Annotated in this window: 15 protein-coding genes; 7 read left to right on the top strand and 8 right to left on the bottom strand. The window is 73.8% G+C overall.

Annotated features, from left to right (window positions below; translation table 11 throughout):
- Window positions 1-32: 32 nt before the first annotated feature.
- The 5 genes from ACIQZN_RS15370 to ACIQZN_RS15350 form a co-directional block, all read right to left on the bottom strand.
- On the bottom strand, window positions 33-1,745 hold the full coding sequence (locus tag ACIQZN_RS15370; RefSeq protein ID WP_403992924.1) for an aldehyde dehydrogenase family protein: 1,713 nt from the start codon (window positions 1,743-1,745) through the stop codon (window positions 33-35).
- 37 nt (window positions 1,746-1,782) lie between these two features.
- Window positions 1,783-3,084, bottom strand: coding sequence for an MFS transporter (locus tag ACIQZN_RS15365; protein WP_403992921.1), 1,302 nt, complete (start codon window positions 3,082-3,084; stop codon window positions 1,783-1,785).
- A 31-nt stretch (window positions 3,085-3,115) separates the two neighbouring features.
- The gene (locus ACIQZN_RS15360) at window positions 3,116-4,039 is read right to left on the bottom strand and encodes a TauD/TfdA dioxygenase family protein (RefSeq protein WP_403992918.1); all 924 of its coding nucleotides are present in this window, start codon (window positions 4,037-4,039) and stop codon (window positions 3,116-3,118) included.
- A gap of 193 nt (window positions 4,040-4,232) precedes the next feature.
- Window positions 4,233-4,835 (bottom strand): TetR/AcrR family transcriptional regulator, encoded by a 603-nt coding sequence (locus ACIQZN_RS15355; RefSeq protein ID WP_403992915.1) that lies wholly within the window; start codon window positions 4,833-4,835, stop codon window positions 4,233-4,235.
- Between the two features lie 56 nt (window positions 4,836-4,891).
- Window positions 4,892-6,412, bottom strand: a complete 1,521-nt coding sequence (locus tag ACIQZN_RS15350) for a class I adenylate-forming enzyme family protein (protein ID WP_403992912.1) — start codon at window positions 6,410-6,412, stop codon at window positions 4,892-4,894.
- A gap of 73 nt (window positions 6,413-6,485) precedes the next feature.
- Here ACIQZN_RS15350 and ACIQZN_RS15345 point away from each other — a divergent pair, with 73 nt between their 5' ends.
- The 4 genes from ACIQZN_RS15345 to ACIQZN_RS15330 all read left to right on the top strand — a co-directional run bounded on the left by ACIQZN_RS15345 (window position 6,486) and on the right by ACIQZN_RS15330 (window position 12,003).
- Window positions 6,486-7,094, top strand: coding sequence for a TetR/AcrR family transcriptional regulator (locus ACIQZN_RS15345; protein WP_403992909.1), 609 nt, complete (start codon window positions 6,486-6,488; stop codon window positions 7,092-7,094).
- A gap of 33 nt (window positions 7,095-7,127) precedes the next feature.
- Window positions 7,128-8,786, top strand: a complete 1,659-nt coding sequence (locus ACIQZN_RS15340) for an acyl-CoA dehydrogenase family protein (protein WP_403992906.1) — start codon at window positions 7,128-7,130, stop codon at window positions 8,784-8,786.
- Between the two features lie 430 nt (window positions 8,787-9,216).
- On the top strand, window positions 9,217-10,212 hold the full coding sequence (locus ACIQZN_RS15335) for a formylglycine-generating enzyme family protein (protein WP_403992903.1): 996 nt from the start codon (window positions 9,217-9,219) through the stop codon (window positions 10,210-10,212).
- A gap of 54 nt (window positions 10,213-10,266) precedes the next feature.
- Window positions 10,267-12,003 carry a sulfatase gene (locus ACIQZN_RS15330; protein WP_403992900.1) on the top strand — a complete coding sequence of 579 codons (1,737 nt, stop codon included), beginning with the start codon at window positions 10,267-10,269 and terminating at the stop codon, window positions 12,001-12,003.
- A gap of 35 nt (window positions 12,004-12,038) precedes the next feature.
- Here the strand turns inward: ACIQZN_RS15330 and ACIQZN_RS15325 are convergent, their stop codons facing one another.
- Window positions 12,039-15,386 carry an ATP-binding protein gene (locus tag ACIQZN_RS15325; RefSeq protein ID WP_403992898.1) on the bottom strand — a complete coding sequence of 1,116 codons (3,348 nt, stop codon included), beginning with the start codon at window positions 15,384-15,386 and terminating at the stop codon, window positions 12,039-12,041.
- A gap of 139 nt (window positions 15,387-15,525) precedes the next feature.
- Between ACIQZN_RS15325 and ACIQZN_RS15320 the strand changes: the two genes are divergently transcribed.
- Window positions 15,526-16,827: a hypothetical protein gene (locus ACIQZN_RS15320; protein WP_403992895.1), complete on the top strand. Its 1,302-nt coding sequence runs from the start codon at window positions 15,526-15,528 to the stop codon at window positions 16,825-16,827.
- A 15-nt stretch (window positions 16,828-16,842) separates the two neighbouring features.
- Entirely contained in the window at window positions 16,843-17,862 is a 1,020-nt protein-coding gene (locus ACIQZN_RS15315; protein WP_403992892.1) for a DUF389 domain-containing protein, read from the top strand.
- A gap of 6 nt (window positions 17,863-17,868) precedes the next feature.
- On the opposite strand, the gene ACIQZN_RS15310 is transcribed toward ACIQZN_RS15315, so the two are convergent.
- Complete coding sequence (locus ACIQZN_RS15310; protein WP_403992889.1) at window positions 17,869-19,305, bottom strand: phytoene desaturase family protein; 1,437 nt, start codon at window positions 19,303-19,305, stop codon at window positions 17,869-17,871.
- Between the two features lie 87 nt (window positions 19,306-19,392).
- On the opposite strand from ACIQZN_RS15310, the gene ACIQZN_RS15305 reads away from it, so the two are divergent.
- The gene (locus ACIQZN_RS15305; RefSeq protein ID WP_403992886.1) at window positions 19,393-20,238 is read left to right on the top strand and encodes a nucleotidyltransferase domain-containing protein; all 846 of its coding nucleotides are present in this window, start codon (window positions 19,393-19,395) and stop codon (window positions 20,236-20,238) included.
- 25 nt (window positions 20,239-20,263) lie between these two features.
- On the opposite strand, the gene ACIQZN_RS15300 is transcribed toward ACIQZN_RS15305, so the two are convergent.
- The gene (locus ACIQZN_RS15300; RefSeq protein WP_403992883.1) at window positions 20,264-20,695 is read right to left on the bottom strand and encodes a MarR family winged helix-turn-helix transcriptional regulator; all 432 of its coding nucleotides are present in this window, start codon (window positions 20,693-20,695) and stop codon (window positions 20,264-20,266) included.
- Between the last annotated feature and the right edge of the window lie 52 nt (window positions 20,696-20,747).

Genomic DNA, 20,747 nt, shown 5'->3' with positions numbered 1-20,747 from the left:
TGGGGCTGCCCGACGCCCATGTCTCTCTTGGATCAGCCGAGGAGCGCGGAGGCGAAGATGCCCGGCAGCCGAGTCGCCTTCGGGTCCGTGGTGTAGGCGGTGAGGCGTTCCATGGTCGTGCGGCCGGTGCGGTTGGTGACGTAGTACGGCGGGCGCGGGGACAGGGACGGGGAGCCGGTGAACAGGCCGCGCGGGGCGGGTGCGAAGGGGGCGCGTACGACGGTCTTCTCGACGTGCTCCAGCATGAACGCGTTGTGCACGAAGCCGACGCCGCTGCCGATGTCCTGGCGGCTGTGCCCGGGGAACGCGCCCCAGGGGGTGTAGCCGAGCAGGAAGCCGAACGCCGACCAGCAGTTGACGCCGAGGGTGCCGTAGCGGAGCCCGGCGACCGCCTCGTCGACCGCGTGGCGGTGGGCGCGCTCGGTGCGGGGGTGGACGATCAGGGTCGCGCCGAGGGTGCCGGGGAGCCGGTCGTTGGCGAACTCCGTCGCGGCGCGCAGGAAGGCCGGGGCGTCGGCGCCGGGCAGGCGTACGACTCCGAGGGCGCTGGCGAACACCTCGATGTCGAGCATCGGGTCGCCCTCGTCGGTGATGTCCGGGACGAGGAGGCGGCAGGCGCCCTCGCCGTGGGTCTCGGCGTCCGGGTGGGCGCGGACCACCGCGTCGAGGCGGTCGTCCGCGCCGGGGTAGTAGTCGGCGCGGGGCGGGAGTTCGCGCAGCACCCGGCGGATCTCGGCGAGCAGCCGCTCGGTGCCGTCCCACTCGCGGGGGACGACGAGGATCTGGCTGGCGACGCAGTTGTGGCCGGAGTTGTTCATCTTGCTGGTGACGATGTGCTCGGCCTGGAAGCGGAAGTCCGCCGCGCTCCACGGGCCGGGGGTGACGATGCAGGGGCTGACGCCGCCGAGCTCGCTGGTGAACGGCTTGTCATTGAGCGGGGTGTCCTCGCTCCTGCGCCGCTCGGCCTGCTCGTCGGTGCCCCAGACGATCGCGTCGTGGGTGCGTTCGCTGCCGGTGACGTGGATGGTGTCGACGCCGCCGTGGGTGGTGAGGTAGGCGCCGGTGTCGGCGCCGCCGTCCACGAAGCGCACCCAGCCCTTCTCGATGAACTCGGCGAACACCTTCTCGAAGTGCGGGCGCAGATAGGCGTTGACGGGGTTCATCTTGGCGAGGACGACCTCGCCCTCCGCGTACAGCTTGTGCACGATGTCGAGCGGGGTGATGGCGGGGACGTTGCCCGCGCCCAGGACCAGGGCGACGGCCGGGCTCCCCTGACGGCCCCGGTACTCCCCCGCCGCGTCGGCCAGCGCCTGCGCCCGGGTGGTCCCGGGGAGGGTCCACACCTCGGCGGTGAACCCGTTGAGCAGAAGGCGGTCCGATCCGGTGGCGGGGAAGACGTCGACCAGGACGCGGCCCCCTCGTTCGCGGACGGCCGTGCGGTCGACCGGGTCCTGTCCGGCGGCGAGCCTGCGCAGCACGTGGAGGTGGGCGCTCACCGTCTGGGCCAGGGCCCAGGGCGCGGTGACCCAGTCCTCGGCGGCCCAGGCCGAGTCGGCGGCGTACCCCTTCGCGGCGGCGGCGTCGGCGACCATGGCGGGCGCGGCCTCGGCGATACGCGGGAGCATGCGCTCCAGGAGGGCGACGCGTTCCGTGAGCGGGGTGGCGGTCCAGGCGCCGGCCCGGTCGCGGAGGCCGGCGACGGCGAGGTCGAGCGGGCTGGTGTCGAGTGCGGGGACTGCGCTCACGGGCGGGCTCCTTGGGTGGGTCCGGTGGGGGGAGGGATCAGGGGGTCGGGCGGGTCGCGTCGCGGGCCGGGTCGATGAGCCAGAAGGATGCCGCAGCCCCCAGGACGAGGAGAAGACCGGAGAGCACGACGGCGTTCTGGTAGCCGCCGGTCCCTTGGGCGTCGACGAGGGCGCCCACGACGGCCGGGGCGGCCAGGCCGGCCATGGTGACCAGGGCGTTCATGACGCCCAGCGCGCCGCCGGCCCTGTTCGGCGGGGCCAGTTCGCTGACGGTGGTCGCCGCGACGGCCGCGTACGACCCGCCGAGCCCGAAACCGAGGGCGATCAGCACCGTCTTGGCCGTGGCGCCGTCCGCGAGGGGGACGGCCAGGCAGCACAGGGCGCCGAGCGCGAGCAGCGTGCCGCCGACCCAGCCCCGGGCGCGGCGGCTGCCCACGCCGCGCCGCATCAGCCGTCCGGTGACACCGGCCTGGGCGAGCAGCACGACGGCGCCGATGGTCCAGGGGGCGACGACGACGGTGCCCGCCTCACCGGCCGTGTAGCCGAGGGCGTTGCGCAGGTAGGACGGCAGCCAGACCAGCATCAGGGCGACGGTCCAGTAGCTGGTGAAGTAGGCGAAGGTGGCACCGATCCAGGTACGGCTGGTGAGGATCGCCCGGTACGGGACCGGGGTGGCGTGCGCCTCCTCGCGTACGGGCGTGGCGGCGGTCTCCACGCGGTGTCCGCCGTCGGCGCCGAGCACCTTCCAGACGGCGGCCCAGACCAGGCCCACGCCCGCCAGCACCCACAGGGCCGTGCGCCAGCCGTGGTGCTGGATGACCCAGGACAGGCCGGGCGCGGAGGTGATCACGCCGAGTGTGACGCCGAGGGTGATCAGGGCGCCCGGCAGGTTGCGCCGGTCGTTCGGGAACCAGGCGAGGGTGGCCTGCTGGGCCACGGGGAAGGCCGGGCCCTCCGCCGCGCCGAGGAAGACCCGGGAGGCGACGAGGACGGCGAGGCCGCCGCCGATCGCCGCGGGCACCTGGGCCACGGACCAGAGCAGCGCCATGAGGAGCAGCAGGATCTTCGGCGAGACCCGGTCCGCGGCGAGGCCGACCAGGACGGCGGCGACGGAGAAGAGCAGGAAGAATGCGCCGTTGACGAGGCCGAACTGAGTGGCACTCAGATGCAGGTCCGCGCGGATCTCGTCGGCGGCGAGGCCGAGGACGGACTTGTCGGCGAAGTTGACCATCATGAAGACCACGAGCAGCACGGTCACCGTCCAGGCCCGGGTGCGGGTGCCGGCGGGTGCCACCGTTTCGGTGGGGTGCTGGGGCCGTTCGATCGGTGCCGCGGTCATGGGATCTCCTGGGAAGGGGGTGCGGAGGGGGTCAGGAGAGCGGCACGCCGGCGATGGCGATGCGCTCCATGATCCGGCGCTGCGGGAAGTAGTCGTTGATCGCGTAGTGCTGGGTGGCGATGTTGTCCCAGATGGCGATCGAGTCGGCCTCCCAGTGGAAGCGGACCTGGTATTCGGGGATGCGGGCCTGGAGGACCAGGATGTCGAGGAGTTCGCGGCTCTCGGCGTCGGACAGGCCGTTGATGCGGGTGGTGAAGGGCTCGTTGACGTACAGGGTCTTGCGGCCGCTGCGCGGGTGGCGGACGACGACGGGGTGCTCGACCTGCGGCCAGGACTTGCGGAACTCGGCCTTCTGCTCGTCGTTCATGAGGGCGCCCCAGCTCGGTGCCCAGTCGTGCACGGCGGTGAGCTCGGCGATGCGGGCCTTCAGGTCGTCGGGCAGGTTGTCGTAGGCGGCGGCCATGTCCGCCCACATCGTGTCGCCGCCCGCCCCGGGCACCTCCACGGCGCGCAGCACGGAGCCGAGCGCCGGGTTGACCATGAAGGAGTGGTCGCTGTGCCAGATGTTCTTGTTGCCGGCGGCCTTGGCGTCCTTGGCGAGGCGCGAGACGCCGGCCGTGCCGGTCTTCGGGAAGAACGGGTTGGGCTCCGGCGGGCCCCAGACGCCGGACAGGGCGAGCTGGTGTTCGGCGGTGAAGCCGGTCTGCTTGCGGAAGAAGATCACCTTCCACTCCAGCAGCGCCTGGCGCAGCTCCTCGGCGAGCTCCTCGGTGATCGGGCGGGTCAGGTCGACTCCGTCGAGCACGGCGCCGAAGTGCGGGGTGAGCGGGCTGATCCCGACCTGCCGGTACGTGGTCGGCTCGGCGCCGGGCGCGAGCCGTTCCAGGGTCCGGCTCCCGTAGTGCATGAGCGGCTTGTCCAGGACCGGCTTGGGGTTCGTGACAGCGGTCTGCATGGGTGTTCCTCCCGGCGGTGCGCTAATTACGTAACGAGCAGTATCGATATAGCGGGGCGGCGGGGCAAGGGGTGGGACGGGTTGATTTACCGGCGGGTTCGGTGACCGTCCGGGGGTGGGTTCTGTGACGGTCCGACCCGGTTTTGGGCATGCGGAAGCGCCCGGCGGCGGGCCGGGTCACGGGCGCAGGGCGTTACGCGGGAGCGGCGACCGCGCGGCTGATCAGGTCCACCACGGAATCCACCAACCGCTGGTCCGGCAGGCGCTGTTCGCCGACCATGCGGAAGACCAGCGAGGCGGCGACGAGCGTCGCGGCGGCGGCGATGTCGACGTCGGCCCGGACGTCGCCGCGTGCCACTCCGCGCTCCAGGAGGTGGCGGGTCTCGCTCATCACGCGGGCCGTGTAGTCGCGGTACGCGCCCGGCTCGGCGCCCGCCTCCGAGGCGGAGCCGATCACCCCGGCGAGCAGCCGCGAGACGCCCGGCTGCCGGTACGCCTCCATGCGCGCCGTCAGCACGGCGCGCAGCTCGGCCCGGAAGTCGCCCATGTCGGGGACGGCGAGCGGCCCGATCCGGGTCTCGGCGGCGGCCAGGACCAGATCCTGCTTGGTGGCCCAACGCCGGTACATGGCCGGTTTGCTGACGCCGGCCCGGGCCGCCACGGCGTCCATGGTCAGCGCGCCCATGCCGTGCTCCGTCACCAGGTCCACGACGGCGTCGAGCACGGCCCGGGTGACGCGCTCCTCGCGGGGTCTGCCGGGGCCCCGCCGGGTCCTGGGCGCCTGTTCGTCGGCCATGTACCGACCCTACGCGGGCCGGGCCCGCCCCCTCCCGCAGGGGTGAGGCCCCCGGCTCACCGCGTCAGCTCGTCCCGCAGGACGTGTTTGGTGATCTTCCCGGACGGCGTGCGGGGCAGCGCGGGGCGCAGGACGAGCTCGCGGGGCACCTTGTAGCGGGCGATCCGGGTCTCCAGCCAGGCGCGAACGCCCTCCAGGTCGAGCGCGGCGCCCTCGCGCGGGACGACGACGGCGACCACGGTCTCGCCCCACTGGGGGTGGGGCCGGCCGATCACGGCGACGTCCAGGATGTCGGGGTGACCGCGAAGGGCGCCCTCCACCTCCTGCGAGGCGACGTTCTCACCGCCGGTGATGATCACGTCCTTCATCCGGTCCACGACCGTGACGAACCCGTCCTCGTCGACCCGGCCCAGGTCACCGCTGCGGTACCAGTCGCCCGCGAACACCTCGGCGGTGGCCTCCTCGTCGTCCAGGTAGCCGACCATGCGGGTGTCGGAGCGCAGCCAGATCTCGCCGGTCTCCCCCGCCCCCGCGTCCGCGCCGTCCTGGCGCACGACCCGCAGCTCGACGCCGGGCATGCCGCCCCGGCCGATCGCACCGGCCTTGGCGACCTGCTCGGCGGGCGGGAGCGAGGCGCCCACGGGGCCCGTCTCGCTCATCCCGTACACCTGGTGGAAGTCCTCGGAGCCGTACGCCTTCATCAGGCGGCGCGCGGTGTCCGCGTCGAGCGGTCCCGCGCCGTAGATCCAGGCCCGCACGGACGAGAGGTCGTACGAGGCGAAGTCGGGGACCGCCTGCGTCGGCGCGATGAGGGCGATCGGGGCGCCGAACATGGCGGTGATCCGTTCGTGCTGGATGGTCTCCAGCATGCCCCGGGGTTCGTACTCGCGCTGGAGCACCAAAGTGCCGCGGGTCAGCAGCGTGCCCATCACCCAGTTGTTGAGCGGCGATGCGTGCCAGACGGGCATGCAGATCAGGAACCGTTCGTCGCGGCGCAGCGGGATCGCGGCGGCGGTGTAGGCGGCCGTCAGGGTGATGGTCCGGTGGGTGTGGACGCAGCCCTTGGGGGTGCCGGAGGTGCCCGAGGTGTACAGGATCTGCGCGATGTCCCCGTCCGCGCCCGACTCCCCGGAGAACGGCTCGGCGGCCGCGATCCGGGCCTCGAACGCGTCGGCGGACAGGGCGTCCGGCTCGGCGTCGGGGTGGCTGACCAGCCAGGTCACCCCGGCATCGGCGGCGGTGGCGCGCTCGCCGATCTCCGCGTCGACCAGGGCGATCCCGGCCCCGCAGTGGGTCAGCTGGCGCGCCACCTCGGCGGTCTGGAGCTTGTGGTTGACCGGGACCAGGGTGGCGCCCGCGTACCAGGCGCCGAAGGCGGCGAACAGGAAGGCCGGGGTGTTGTACGTCATCACGGCCAGCCGGTCGCCGGGCCGCAGGCCGGCCTGCCGCAGCACGGTCGCGGCACGGCGGGCCGCGTCGGCGAATTCCCGGTAGGACCACCGCTGCTCACGGTAGACGACCGCTTCGTGGTCGCCGGCCGAGCGGACGGCGCTGTCCAGCAGGGTACTGAGGTGCATCACGTTCTCCTGACGGGCCGGACCGTGCGAACGGGCCATGGCGGGAAACTCTGAATGATGGTTCACTTCTTTCATGGCCTACCGCAAGACCCCAGCCGAAATCAGTCGGCTCGAAGCAGCCAGGGAGCACCTGATCGCCGCGGCCACCTCGGTGGTCACGGAGGTCGGCTGGTCGCAGGCGTCGGTCACCGCCGTCGCCGACTCGGCCGGTATCGCGGCCGGCTCCGTCTACCAGCACTTCTCGTCCAAGGCGGCGCTGGCCGTCGAGGTGTTCCGGCGCGCCGCCGGCCGTGAGGTCGAGGTGCTGGGCACGGTGCTGCGCGAGCCCGGGACCCCGGTCGAGCGGCTGGCCCGGGGCGTCGAGGTCTTCGCCCGCCGCGCCCTGGAGAACCGGGGTCTGGCCTACGCACTGCTCGCCGCCCCGGCCGATCCCGCGGTCGGCGCCGAACGCCTCGACTACCGCCGCCGCTACCGCGCCCTGTTCGCCGAGGTCGTCCACGCGGGCATCGAGGAGGGCCTGCTGCCCGCGCAGAACGGCGAGATCACCGCCGCCGCGCTCACCGGCGCGGTCGGTGAGGTCCTGGTCGATCCGCTCGGCGCCGGCGACGGGGAGACCACCGAGGCGCTGCTCACCGAACTCGTCGCCATGGCCCTGCGCTGCGCGGGCGCGCCGCGCCCTTGACCACTCCGCGTATCACTTCTCCTGGAGGCCCCCGTGTCCACGACCGTCCCGCCCCGTAGCAACCCCACCGCCGCGACCCATGAAGTGACCAACCAGGCACCGCCGTTGACCGGGCACGACGTGGCCGACGACGCGGTGCTCCTGGAGGGCCTGCGCCGCGAGGGCGCCGAGTGGCACACCGAGGAGCTGCACCGGCTCGGCCGCTACGTCGGCAGCGCGCAGGCCCAGGAATGGGCCGAGCAGGCCAACGTCAACGAGCCCGAGCTGCGCACCCACGACCGCTACGGCCACCGCGTGGACGAGGTCGACTTCCACCCGGCCTACCACCACCTGATGAACGCCTCGGTGGGCGCGGGCCTGGCCGGCGCCGCTTGGGCGGACGAGCGCCCCGGCGCCCATGTGGCGCGCGCGGCCGGCTTCATGGTGATGTCGACACTGGAGGCGGGCCACCTGTGCCCGGTCTCCATGACGTACGCCGTCGTCCCGGCGCTGCGGCACGCCCCCGACCTGGCGAAGACGTACGAACCGCTGCTGACCAGCCGGGTGTACGAGGCCGGGCTGCGCACCCCCGCCGAGAAGCCGGGACTGCTCGCCGGGATGGGCATGACGGAGAAGCAGGGCGGCACCGATGTGCGCGCCAACACCACCACGGCCACCGAGGCGGGTGACGGGACCTGGCGGCTGCGCGGGCACAAGTGGTTCACCAGCGCCCCGATGAACGACCTCTTCCTGGTCCTCGCCCAGACGCCGGGCGGCCTCTCCTGCTTCCTGGTGCCGCGCGTCCTGCCGGACGGCAGCCGCAACACCTTCCGCATCCAGCGGCTCAAGGACAAGCTCGGCAACCGGTCCAACGCCAGCAGCGAGCCCGAGTTCGACGACACGGTCGCCTGGCTCGTCGGCCCGGAGGGCAAGGGCGTGCGCACCATCATCGACATGGTGACGATGACCCGCCTGGACTGCGTCATCGGCTCGGCGGCCGGTATCCGCGCCGCGCTCGCCCAGGCCGCGCACCATGTGCGCCACCGCTCGGTCTTCGGCGCCAAGCTGATCGACCAGCCGCTGATGCGCAATGTGATCGGCGACCTCGCGGTCGAGTCCGAGGCGGCGACCACGCTCGGGCTGCGGCTCGCCGGGGCGGCCGACCGGGCCCAGCGCGGCGACGCACAGGAGCGGGCGTTCCTGCGGCTGGCCACGGCGGTGTCCAAGTACTGGGTGTGCAAGCGCCAGCCGGTCGCGGTCGCGGAGGCGCTGGAATGCCTCGGCGGCAACGGCTACGTCGAGGACTCGGGCATGCCGCGCATGTACCGGGAGGCGCCGCTCAACGGCATCTGGGAGGGATCGGGCAATGTGAACGCGCTGGACCTGCTGCGCGCCCTGGCCCGGGAGCCGGAGTCGCTGGACGCCTTCCGCGCCGAGGTCGAGGCCGCCTCGGGGGCCGACCGCCGGCTGGACGCGGCCTGGCAGGAGCTGCGCGGCGAGCTGGTCCTCACCGAGGACGCCCCGCTGCGGGCCCGGCGCCTCATCGAGCGCGCGGCGCTGGTCCTCCAGGGCTCGCTGCTCGTCCGGCACGCGCCGACGGCGGTCGCCGACGCGTTCTGCGCCTCGCGGCTGGCCGGGGACCGAGGCCTCGCCTTCGGCACCCTGGCCCCGGACACCGACTTCGCGGGGCTGCTGGAGCGGCTGCCCGCGTAACACGTCGCCGGGACGCGGTGAGCACGGATCACGGCGTCCCGGCCGACCGGTCACCACCTGCCGGGCCCGTGCCCCTTCGGTGGCGCGAGGCGATCTCAGCGGCCGGACGCGGCATTGAACGTCCGGCCGCTCCGTGGTGTCATCTTCCCTATGAGGAGTGCCCGTTCAGCCCGCACGGTACTGCTGGACGCGTTCTGGCCCAGCCGTCGCGTCGACCACTTCGACCAGTTCTGTCGCTGAGCACTCCCCCCTTCGCAGCTGCCGCCCCGATCCGATGACGGGGCCGTTCTTGAGCTGCCTCCACTGAGTACGCGCGTTCCGAGGGATGCGTGACGTCCCCCTCGTACGCTCTTCCGCCGCGCCCGCACTGACGTTCATCGGTGGTCCGCGGCCGTGCCGTGCTGCTCCCAGCCCTGACAGGAGCCCAGCGATGTCCTGCTGCACCCCCGCCTCCGGGGGCCATGACCTGTGCCATCCGTCCGGTGCCCCCGGCACCCTCACCATCGGACCGCCCGGCCCGCATCGCCCCGCCCCGGAGCGGCGCGAGATCCGGGGCCAAGTCCCGCTGCACGGCGGTACGTTCGCCATGGGCGACGGCTTCGGAGAGGGATACGCGGCCGACGGCGAGGGCCCGGTGCACCCCGTCTCACTCGGGCCGTACCTGATCGACCCCACCACCGTGACCAACGCCGCCTTCGCCAGGTTCGTCAAGGACACCGGCTACGAGACGGACGCCGAACGGCTCGGCGTGTCCGCCGTGTTCCACCTGTCCGTACGGGCGGACCGCTCCGACATCCTCGGGGAGGCGGCCGGGACACCCTGGTGGCTCGTGGTGCGAGGAGCCTCGTGGCGCCACCCGGCCGGCCCGCTCTCGTCGACCGGTTCACTGCGCAACCACCCCGTGGTCCAGGTGAGTTGGAACGACGCACAGGCGTACTGCGCCTGGGCGGGCAAACGCCTGCCCACCGAGGCGGAGTGGGAGTTCGCGGCGCGTGGCGGCCTGACGGGCCGCCGGTTTCCCTGGGGCGACGATCTGAGACCGCGCGGACGGTGGAACTGCAACATCTGGCAGGGCACCTTCCCCACCCACAACACCGCCGAGGACGGGCATGAGACCACCGCCCCCGCGAAGTCCTACCGGCCCAATGGCTACGGCCTGTGGAACATGGTCGGCAACGTGTGGGAGTGGTGTGCGGACACCTTCGCCGCCGACACGTACGCCGCACGCGCCGGCGATCTGCCCGTGCACGACCCCCGCGGCCCCTCGCACGACCCGGACCCCGACGCCCGCCGCGTGATGCGGGGCGGTTCGTTCCTCTGTCATGACTCGTACTGCTACCGCTACCGGGTCGCCGCCCGCTCCGGCAACACCGCCCGGTCCGCGGCGGCGAATGTCGGCTTCCGCTGCGCCAACGACGCCGCGTGACGCCACCTCCGCCCCAGCCCTCCGCCCCGCACCAGCTCATTGAGGAGAGACCCCATGCCCAGCAGACACGCACGGCTGATCGGCCTGCTCAGCCTTCCGGTGATACTCACCCTGCCCACCCTCGTCGCCCCCGCGTCCGCCACACCGGCCCCGCACCTGCCCACGGCCGGTCAACAGGCCGCCCCCGCGCCGAACATCGTGTACGTCCTCGCCGACGACTTCGGCTGGACGGACGTCAGCACGGGGCGGACCAACGCCGGCCACCCCAGTGACTTCTACGAGACGCCGGCCCTGGACCGGATCGCGCGCGAGGGCGTCGCCTTCGACAACGGCTACACCTCGGTGAACTGCACACCGACCCGGGCCGCGCTGCTCACCGGGCTGTACGCCCCGAGGCCCCAGAACAACATCTATCTGGTCGGCGATCTCAACCGGGGCGGCGACAACACCTTGCTGAAGGGACCCGCCCAGGGCCGCGCGGACGGAGCCACCGCCCTGCCGAACGACGCGAAGACCATCGGTGAACGCCTGCAGGACGTCGGCTACACCACCGGGTACTTCGGCAAGTTCCACGTGACCCGGACGGGCGCGGACATCGTGACGCGGCACGGCTTCGACGAGAACTTCGGCGGGACCAACGCGGGTGACCCCGGCGCCTACCACGCCACGGACGGGCACTTCCACACCAAGATCGGCCCCGCGCTGGACGCCTATGCCGCCGACTACACACAGGACTACGTCGACCGGAACATCAAGCCGTACAGCCAGGGCGAGAGCTCCGCCGCCCTGGACGCCCTCGTCGGCACGGACAAGCACGTCACCGACGCACTGGCCGACGCCGAGCTGGACTTCATCGACCGCAACAAGAAGGACCCGTTCTTCGCGTTCGTCGGTTCCTACGCCGTCCACACCCCGGTCGGCGAGAAGCAGGCCCGTGCCGACCTGTTGGCCAAGTACCGTGCGAAGACTCCGGGCAGCACCACCTCGAACCCGTCGTACGGCGCGCTGATCGAGGGCCTCGACCAGAACGTCGCCCGTCTGGTCGACCGGCTGCGGACCACCGCCGACCCGCGCAATCCCGGACACGTCCTCGCCGACAACACCGTCCTGCTCTTCAGCGGGGACAACGGTGGTGTGGAGCAGTTCACCGACAACGGGCCGCTGCGCGGCCAGAAGGGTGAGCTGCGGGAGGGCGGCATCCGGGTCCCGCAGATCGCCTGGAGCGCCAACCCCCGGCTGGTGAGCGGCGACCGGGTCGACCACACCCCCGTGTACGTCACCGACCACACGGCGACGATCGCCGCGCTCGCGGGAGTGCCGGCGGCCGACCGCCAACAGCTCGACGGTGCCGACCTGCGCGGACGGCTCAACGGCTCCGCCCCGCTGGAGCGCGACGCCCTCTACTGGCATCTGCCCGGCTACCTGATCGAGGGCGGCCGCGACCAGCGCCCGCAGTCGGTGATCCGTTCCGGCAAGTGGAAGCTCGTCTACTCCTACGAGGACCGTTCCTGGAAGCTGTACGACCTGGCGAGCGACATCGGTGAGGCACACGACCTGGCCGCCGCGCAGCCTGCGGTCGTCACGGACCTGGGCACCAAGCTGATCCACTGGCTGGACGAGGTCGACGCCCCGCTGGCGACCCTGCGCGAGGGCAAGGCCCCCCTGACGTTCACCGTCACCGGCAGCACGTACGCCGATGACCAGGTCGTACAGCGCCGCAACGAGACGGTGGTGGTCCAGCCGGGCGAGGAGGTACCTGTGGTCCTGCAGGCCCCTCCGGCGGCCCGCTGACCAACCACTCGCCCCCGGACGGAGCCGGACCGCCCCTACCGGGCGTCCGGCTCCGTCTCCATGAGCCGCCGCACCTCGGCCGTATGGGTCGCGCCCGCCGGGTAGGGCAGGGCGCGCACCAGCTCGTCGGCACGTGTCAACGCCTCCCGCGCCGCCTCGCCGTCGCCGAGCCGGTGCAGGGCCAGGGCGAGGACCGTCCGCGCGTCCGCCTCGGCCAGCCGTTCTCCGGTGCGTCCGGCCCGGGCCACCTCGTCGCCCGCGATCCGCCGCGCCGCCTCCGGCCGGCCGCAGTGCAGCTCGGCCCACGCGGCGAACACCGGCACGTCCCGCTCATGGCCCTCCACGGCACGGCGCGCCTGGCCCGGGAGCCCGTCGCGCAGGGCGAGTTCGGCACGGGCCGCCCGCACCTCGTGGCCCGCCTGCCGGTCCACGAGGCCCGGTGAGGACTGCGCCCTGCCGAGCAGGACGGCGGCGTCCCGGGCGTCCCCGGTGCGCATCCGGACCAGGGCGAGGGCCGTCAAGGCGTACGGAAGGCACCAGGCGTCGTTCTGTTCGGCACCCGCGACCGCCGCCTCGGCGAGGGTGCGCGCGGTGTCGAACTCCTGGAGCAGCAGCCACAGTTCGGCGAGATTGGCCCGTTCGAAGGCGGCGCCGGCCAGGTCCCCCGACTGCTCTACGAGGTCGAGGGCCCGCTGCCCGGTGGCCACCGCCTCACGCAGCCGCCCGCTGCGCCGCTCGTTCTCCCGCAGGATCGAGAGGACCTGGCCGAGCAGGGTCGGGTCGCCGTACGCCTCGGCCGGGGCCAGCGCGAGGTCGGCCGCCTCATGGGACTTGTCCAGCCGCCCGGTCAGGCCGAGAACGCTGGCCCGGAGCGAGTGGACCCGGGCCAGCAGCCCGTTCCCCGGCATGCCCGGCACCCGCAGCGCGCGGGCCAGGGCCGGTTCCGCGGCCGACAGGGCGTCCTCGTAACGCCCCTGGATGCGGCACAGTACCGCCTCCGCCAGGTAGTGGCCCGCGGCCGGCTCCGGCGGGCTGTCCGCCGTCACCGGGTGCGCGGCCAGCACCTGCCGGCCGGCGTCGGGCAGGCCGGTGCGCCCGAGGGTGTCGGCGAGCCAGGCCGCCGCGAGCACGATGTCCTCGTGGTCGCCGCGCCGGACGAACTCGTCCAGGGCCAGGCGCAGCACTTCAGCGGCCTGAGCGAAGTTCCCCATGCGGCGCAGCACCTGGCTGTGGGCGAGGCGGGCGCGGGCGGCGTCGACATCGAGCCGGGCGACCAGGTCGCGGTAGTAGCGGTCGGCGGTGTCGTTGGCGAAGAGGGCGGCGGCGCGGGCGGCGGCGCGGCGCAGGTACTCGGCGGCGCGCGGGTCGTCGGCGCGGGTGAAGTGCGAGGCCAGGGTGTCCACGGCGTCGGGGCGGCGGCGGAGCACCGCCTGCGCGAAGGCGCCGTGCAACTGCCTGCGGCGGATGGCGGACAGTTTCTCGTAGCAGGTGATGCGGACCAGCGGGTGGCGGAAGGTCAGCCCCGCCTCGTGCCGGCCGCCGACCAGGATGTCCCGCTCCTCGATCAGCGAGGCGTCCATGGCCCGCTCCAGCGCGTCGGTGGCGGCGCCCCCGGTGACGACGGGGTGGAGTCCGTGCGCGGCGACGTCGAGCAGCTCCGACAACGATGTCTCCGGTCCGGCCACGGAGAGCGCCTCGACGATTCTCCGGGCGTCGTGGTCGAGCCGCGCCAGCCGGTCCGCGACGAGCTGCCGGACGCCGTCCGGGGCGACGGTCCCGGCGCCGTCGGCCATGCCGTGGGCCAGCTCGACGGCGAAGAGCGGGTTGCCGAGGGAGAGTTCCCAGATCCGGTCCGGCGTGCCGGTGGCGGGGGCGGCGGTCAGCTCGACCGTGTCGCGTACGACGGCGAGGCACGCCTCCTGGTCGAGGCGCGGCACGTCCTCGCGGACAGCGAGGCCCTGGCGGGCGAGGGAGGACAGGCCTGCGGAACGCGGGTCGCCGTCGGGTATCTCCTCCTCCCGGTACGTCACGAGGAACCGCCAGCCGTCCGTCTGCGCCGCCCGCCGGGCCAGGTGGCTCAGCAGCTGGAAGGAGCCCAGGTCCGCGGCGTGCAGGTCGTCGAGCACGATGAGCACCGGCTGTACGGTGGCCAGCTCGCCGAGCAGGCCGGCCGCGGCGCGGAAGAGGCGGTCGCGCTCCTCCTCGGGGCTGCGTTCGGAGTCGGCGCGGACCCGGCCGAGCGCCGGCAGGAAGGCGGCCAGTTCGGGGTACTCGCCGCCGACGCGGGCGCGTTCCGCCTCGTCGCGTTCGGCCAGCCAGCCGTCCAGGGCTTCGGCGAAGGCGCCGTACGGGGTGTGCCCCTCCGCGTCGTGTCCGCCGCCCCAGAGGACGGCGGTGCCGGAGGCGGCGGCCTGCCGGGCCACCTCGCCGACCAGCCGGGTCTTGCCGACGCCCGCCTCGCCGGTGAGCACGGTGACGACGGCGGGCCCGTCCTCCGCGAGCAGCCGCCGGAGCACGGCCTCGCGCCCGCGCAGCGGCGTGGCGGCGGCGACGCGGAGCGAGGCGGGCAGGGAGGGCGCGGACGGCGGTCCGGCGGGCTCCGCCGCGAGTGCGGCGCGGTGCAGGCGCTCGGTTTCGGGGCCCGGCCGTACGCCCAGTTCGGCATCGAGGGCCGCTCGGCAGACGTGGTACTGGCGCACCGCGCGGCGGCGCAGCCCGAGCCGGGTGTAGGCGTCGATGAGGAGGCGGTGGGCCAGCTCCTCGGCGGGGTTGTCGTCCAGGAGGCGTTCCGCGAGGGTGACCGCTTCCTGGGGCTCGCCGGCCCGGAGGTGGGCGTCGCCGAGGGCGAGGAGCAGCCGTTCCTTGAGATCGGCGAGCTGGGAGCGGCGGCCCTCGGCCCAGTCGGCGTAGCGGTCCTCGGGGAGGAGTTCGCCGGAGAAGCGCTCCAGGGCCGCGCGGAGGACGTCCACGCCACCGGCGGCGAGCGCGGCCCGGGCCTGCTCCTCCGCGCGGTCGGCGTCGATCCGGACGCGGGCGGGGTCGAGGTAGAGCAGTCCGCCTTCCGAGGCGAGGTACGAGGAGGTGGCGCGGGAGGCCAGCTCGGGTTCCAGGGCCCGGCGGGCGGCGTGCAGGGCGACACGCAGACTGCCCTGGGCAGCCTGGGGGTCCGCGTCGGGCCAGCAGATGTCGATGACCTGTTCGCGGTGGAGCCGGTGTCCGGGTACGACGGCGAGCAGCTTCACCAGGGCCTGGGCGGTCTGTCTCGGCCAGCGGTCGGCCAGGGCCGGTCCGCCGTCGCGGGTCACCCGGAAGCCACCGAAGAGATGTATGTGCACCAGGGGCGGGGTTTGGTCCGTGCTGTGTGCCGTGTGCCGCTCATTCATGAGGGCGCCCACTCTAACCGGGCCCGCTGTGGCCCCCGGCCGGCCACCCCGGTTGTCCGTTCGGCTCAACCCCGCTCGCGCGCGTCCGCCGGTCGCCGTTGCCTGGACAGTCAGGGATCCGGACCCGGCGGGAGGCGCGGTGGACGACGGCGGCGCGGCAGCGAGTGACGGCTCCTCACCCTCGGAGGTCCAGGCCCTGCGAGACCGGGTGACCGCTCTCGAACGGACGCGCGCCCGGCCGCCCCGGCATCGCGGCCGGTCCTTCCTCGCCGCTGTCCTCATCGTCCTCGGCTGTCTGCTGGCCCCGCTGTCCGTCGTCGCCGCGTGGGCGTCGGACCAGGTCGGGGACACCGATCGTTACGTGGACACGGTCGCCCCGCTCGCCTCGGAGCCGGCCGTCCAGGAGGCCGTGGCCGACCGGGTGACCGACGCGCTGATGACCAGGATCGACCTGTCGGCGCTGCTGTCCGGGGTTTCACCGGACGACCGGCCCCGCCTGGAGAAGGCGCTCGGGCGGCTCGGCGGCTCGCTGGAGGACGCGGTCCGCAGCCTGGTCCACGACCGGGCGCGCGCGGTCGCCGCGTCGGACGCCTTCGAGAAGGTGTGGACCGAGGGCAACCGGCGGGCGCACCGGGCCGTCGACAAGGCGCTGACCGGGAAGGGCGGCGGCGCGGTGGAGCTGACCGACGACGCCGTCACGCTGGACCTGGCCCCCGTGATCGACCGGGTGAAGCAGCAGCTGGTGGACCGGGGCATGGCGGTCGCCGGGCACATCCCGGAGATCCACACCGACATCACGCTCATCAGGTCGGAGGACGTCGGCAAGGTCAGGACGTACGTACGGGTCCTGCAATTCCTGGGCGACTGGCTCGCCGTGATCGCCGTCCTGCTGATCGCCGGGGGCGTGCTGCTCTCGATGCGGCGGCGCCGGTCGCTGGTGGCGGGGGCCCTGGGCGCCGCCGTCGCCGTGGGGCTGCTCGGCATCGGGCTGCGGATCTTCCGGGCGGTCTATCTGGACGCGCTGCCGACCGGGGTGTCGCCGGGGGCGGCGGGCGCGGTCTACGACGCGATGACCCGGTTCCTGGGGACGACGGTACGGATGGTGGTGGCCCTGGGGGTCGTGGTCGCGCTGGCGGCCTGGCTCACCGGTCCCGGGCGCCGTGCCACGACCGTCCGGGGGCTGTGGACGTCCGGGATCGGCGCGGTGCGGGCCACGGCCGACGGGGCGGGGCTGCGGACCGGTCCGGTCGGCCCGTTCGTACGCCGGTTCCGCACCTGGGTCACCTGGCTGCTGGTGGCCGGCGCCCTGGTGGTCTACCTGTTCTGGGCGCACCCGACCGGATGGGTCGTCGTCGGGATCGCGCTCTGCCTGCTGTTCCTGCTGGCGGTGGTGGAGTTCCTGGCGGCCGGGGACCGGGAGCCGGCCGCCGGGCCCGCCTGAGAGAGGAGCGAGGAAATGGCGGGAGTCGACGCCGACGCCGTCCGGAGGATGACCGGCGCGCTGTTCATCGAGCGCGGGCTGCGCAGTCCGGGCTCGACCCGGTTCTGGGGGCTGCTCGTGCTGGCCGCCGTCATCGCGAGCGCGGGGGTCGTCGGGGACTCCACGGCCACGGTGATCGGCGCGATGATCGTCGCGCCGCTGATGACGCCGATCCTGGGCTGCGCGCTGGCGCTGGTGCTGGCCCGCCGGCGTCAGGTGGTGCGGTGTCTGCTGCTGGTGACCGGAGGCGCGCTGGCGGTGGTGGCGATCGGCATGCTGCTGGGCTGGATCGCCGCTCCGCCGGACGCCTTCGCCTCCAACAGTCAGGTCTCCTCGCGGATCAGCCCGCGCCTGATCGATCTGCTCGCCGCGCTGGCCACCGGCACGGTCGGCGCGTTCGCCCTGGTGCGCGCCGATATCTCGGACACGCTGCCGGGCGTGGCCATCGCCATCTCCCTGGTGCCGCCGCTGGCCGTGACGGGGCTGCTCCTGACGGTGCACCGCTACCACGACGCCGGGGAGTCGGCGCTCCTGTTCGCGACCAACGTGGCCGCGATCGTGGCCACCGGGACCGTGGTCTTCCTCCTTTACGGAGTCCGGGCGGGCGCCGAACGGGCGGACATGCGGGTCGGGCAGTTCCGGGGCTGGACGCTCGTGGCGGTGGCCTGTGTCGTCGTGCTCGTCGCCGTCCCGCTCACCATCGGGACGGTCAGCGTCGCCCGGGACCGTTCGCTGGCCGCCGACGCCCGGCCGGTCGCGGAGCGGTGGGCGGCGACCGGGAAGTGGCAGATCGCGTCCGTGGAGGCGCGCAACGGGATCGTCGTCATCGGCGTGCTCGGCCTGCCGCCGCAGCCGGCGCCGACCGCGCTGCGCGAGGCGCTGGACGACCACGGCATGCGCGACGCCGACCTCGAACTCCACCTGGTCGGGGGGCGTACGCACTGGTGCCCGGCGGACACGGACACCTGCACGGTACGGGAGGGCGGGCGCAGCTGATCCGGGTCAGCTGCGGCGGCCCGGCTCCCCCGACTCGCGCAGCCGCCGCCAGACCGCCTTCGCCGCGTGGTGGCCGGACATGCCGTGCACCCCGGGTCCGGGCGGGGTCGCCGAGGAGCAGAGGAAGACCGCCGGGTGCGCGGTGGCGTACGGGACGCGGGCCAGCTTGGGGCGGATGACGGTCTGGAGGCCGGCGAAGGCGCCGCAGGCGATGTCCCCGTCCACGTAGTTCGCGTTGCGCTTCGCGATGCCGGGCGGGCCGGCGACCGCGCGGGCGAGGACCAGATCGCGGAAGCCGGGGGCGAACCGCTCCAGCCGGCGTTCGATGACCTCGGTCGCGTCGCCCTGCCAGCCCGCCGGGACATGTCCGTACACCCAGAAGACGTGCTTGCCCTCCGGGGCGCGGGACGGGTCGACCAGGCTGGACTGCGCGGTGATCAGGAAGGGGGCGCGGGGGTCCCGGCCGTCGACCGCCCGGCGCAGGGCGTCGTCGATCTCGCCGGCGGTGGGGCCGATGTGCACGGTGCCGGCCCGGCGGGGCTCCTCGGCGGTCCAGGGCACCGGGCCCGACAGGGCGTAGTCGATCTTGAAGCAGGAGGCGCCGTAGCGGTACCCCTGGTAGGCGCGGCCGAGTCCGGCGATCCGGGCGAGGGCGGCCGGCGAGGTGTCGAAGACGTAGGCGCGGGCGGGCGGCAGTTCGTCCAGGCGCTTGACCTCCGTACCGGTGGTGATCGTGCCGCCGAGCTCCCGGAGGTACGAGGCGAGGGCGTCGGAGATGGCCTGGGAGCCGCCGCGCGGAATGGGCCAGCCCCGCTCGTGGGCGGCGAGCGCGAAGAGCAGGGCGATGCCGCCGGTGGCGAGGCCGTTCGTGGGCGCGATGGCGTGCGCGGCGAGGCCGGCGATCAGGCCGCGCGCCTTCTCGCCCCGGAAGCGGCGGGAGAGCAGCGTCGCGGGCTGGATCGCGTCGAGCCCGAAGCGCGCCCAGCGGTACGGGTCGCCGGGCAGACCGTCCCACGGGGTGCGCAGGAAGTCCCGGGCGAGGGTGTCCCAGTGGCCGAGGTAGGGGGCGAGGAGGCGGCGGTAGGCGCCCGCGTCCTCGGGGCCGAGCGACATCGCGGTCTCCCCCACCGAGGCGGCGAGCACGGCGGCGGTGCCGTCCGGGAAGGGGTGGGCGAGGGCCAGGTCGGGCTGGATCCATTCCAGGCCGTGCCGGTCCAGGGGCATCGCGTCGAAGGCCGGGGAGCCTATGGCCAGGGGGTGCACCGCCGAGCAGGGGTCGTGCCGGAAGCCGGGGAGCGTCAACTCCTCCGTGCGCGCCCCGCCGCCGACCGCGGGTGCGGCCTCGAAGACCTGGACGGCGAAGCCCCGGCGGGCCAGTTCGACTGCGGCGGTCAGTCCGTTGGGGCCCGCGCCCACCACGACCGCATCGAGCATCGACGGCACCTTCGGACTCCTTTGTCAGCCGACGGTCGGAGCACCCAGGATATTCGCAGGCGCCGACGGTCGGGGGGCGGGTAGTGTCCTCGCCCGATGACCTCAGAGAACTTCGCCGGATCCGCCGATTCCGGAATGACCGCCCGGGTCGCCGAGATGGCCGCCCGGCTCACCCAAGTGCCCGGCATCCGGGCCGTCCTGCTCGGCGGCAGCCGCGCCCGGGGCGCCCACCGCCCGGACTCCGACTGGGACCTGGGCGTGTACTACCGCGGTACGCCGGACACCGCCGCCCTGTCCGCACTGGCCGCCGCCTTCCAGGGCTCCCCGGTCGAGGTGACCGGCCCCGGCGGCTGGGGGCCCTGGGTGAACGCGGGCGGCTGGCTGCGGGTGGACGGCGTCCAGGTCGACTGGATCCTGCGCGACCTGGACCGGGTCGAGGCGGTCTGGGCCGACTGCCGGGAGGGCCGCTACGAGGTGGGGATCCAGCCGGGCCATCCGCTGGGCTTCTGGTCGCCCACGTATGCGGGCGAGGTCACCCTCGGGCGCGTACTGGCCGATCCCGGCGGGGAGTTGACTGCGCTGAAGCGGGAGACCTCGGTCTATCCGGAGCCGCTGCGCACGGCGCTGACCGATGCGGCCTGGGAGGCGGAGTTCTCCGTCGTGGGGGCCCGCAAGTCCGCCCCGGCGGGCGACCGGCTGCACGTCTCGCTCTGCCTGTCCCGCGCCTTCGGCATCCTCGCCCAGTCGCTCCACGCCCACCACCGCACCTGGTGCCTCAACGAAAAGGGCGCCCTCGCCGCGACCGCCGCCCTGCCCGCGACCCCGGCGGGCTTCGCGGACCGGGCGGACGCGGCGCTGCGGGGCCTGGACGCGGCGGCGGTGGAGAGGGCGGCGGAGCTGGTGCGCGAGGTGCGCGAGGTGCTGGGGACGGCGTCGGGCTGAGCGGCGGCGTCCGCCGGGGCGGGGCTCAGTCCGCGCGGATCGCGGTGACGCAGCGGGCCAGCAGGTCGCGCAGTGTGTCGCGTTCCCCGGGGGTGAGCGCGTCCGCGATGCGGCGTTCGATGCGGACCGCTCGTTCGTCGGCGCGGTGCAGGGTCTCCGTGCCGGTCTCGGTCAGGCGGGTCTCCAGCATCTTCTGGTGGTAGGGGTGCGCCGACCTGGCGATCAGGCCGCGCTCCTCCAGGTGCTTGAGCACCCCCGCCATCGCCTGGGGGGTCACCAGGCACTCCCGCGCGAGGGCCGCGCCGGAGATCCCGGGGTTGGCGGAGAGCGCGAGCAGCGCCGCGTACTGCGCGACCGTGAGGTCGGCGTCCTTGAGCGCGGCGCTCTTGGCTGCCATGAGGGCCTGCTCGGCGCGCTTGATGTCCAGGCCGAGGCGTTCACCGGCGGTCATTCCCATGGTCGCGAGCGTACAGCGCCGGACATACAGCAAGGGCCGAACGTGAGGCAAG

The organism is Streptomyces sp. NPDC097595, from assembly GCF_044761525.1.
GTDB lineage: Bacteria > Actinomycetota > Actinomycetes > Streptomycetales > Streptomycetaceae > Streptomyces > Streptomyces drozdowiczii_A.
Note: the sequence above shows the minus strand (reverse complement) of the source record. Positions and strands in the feature narration are given on the sequence as shown.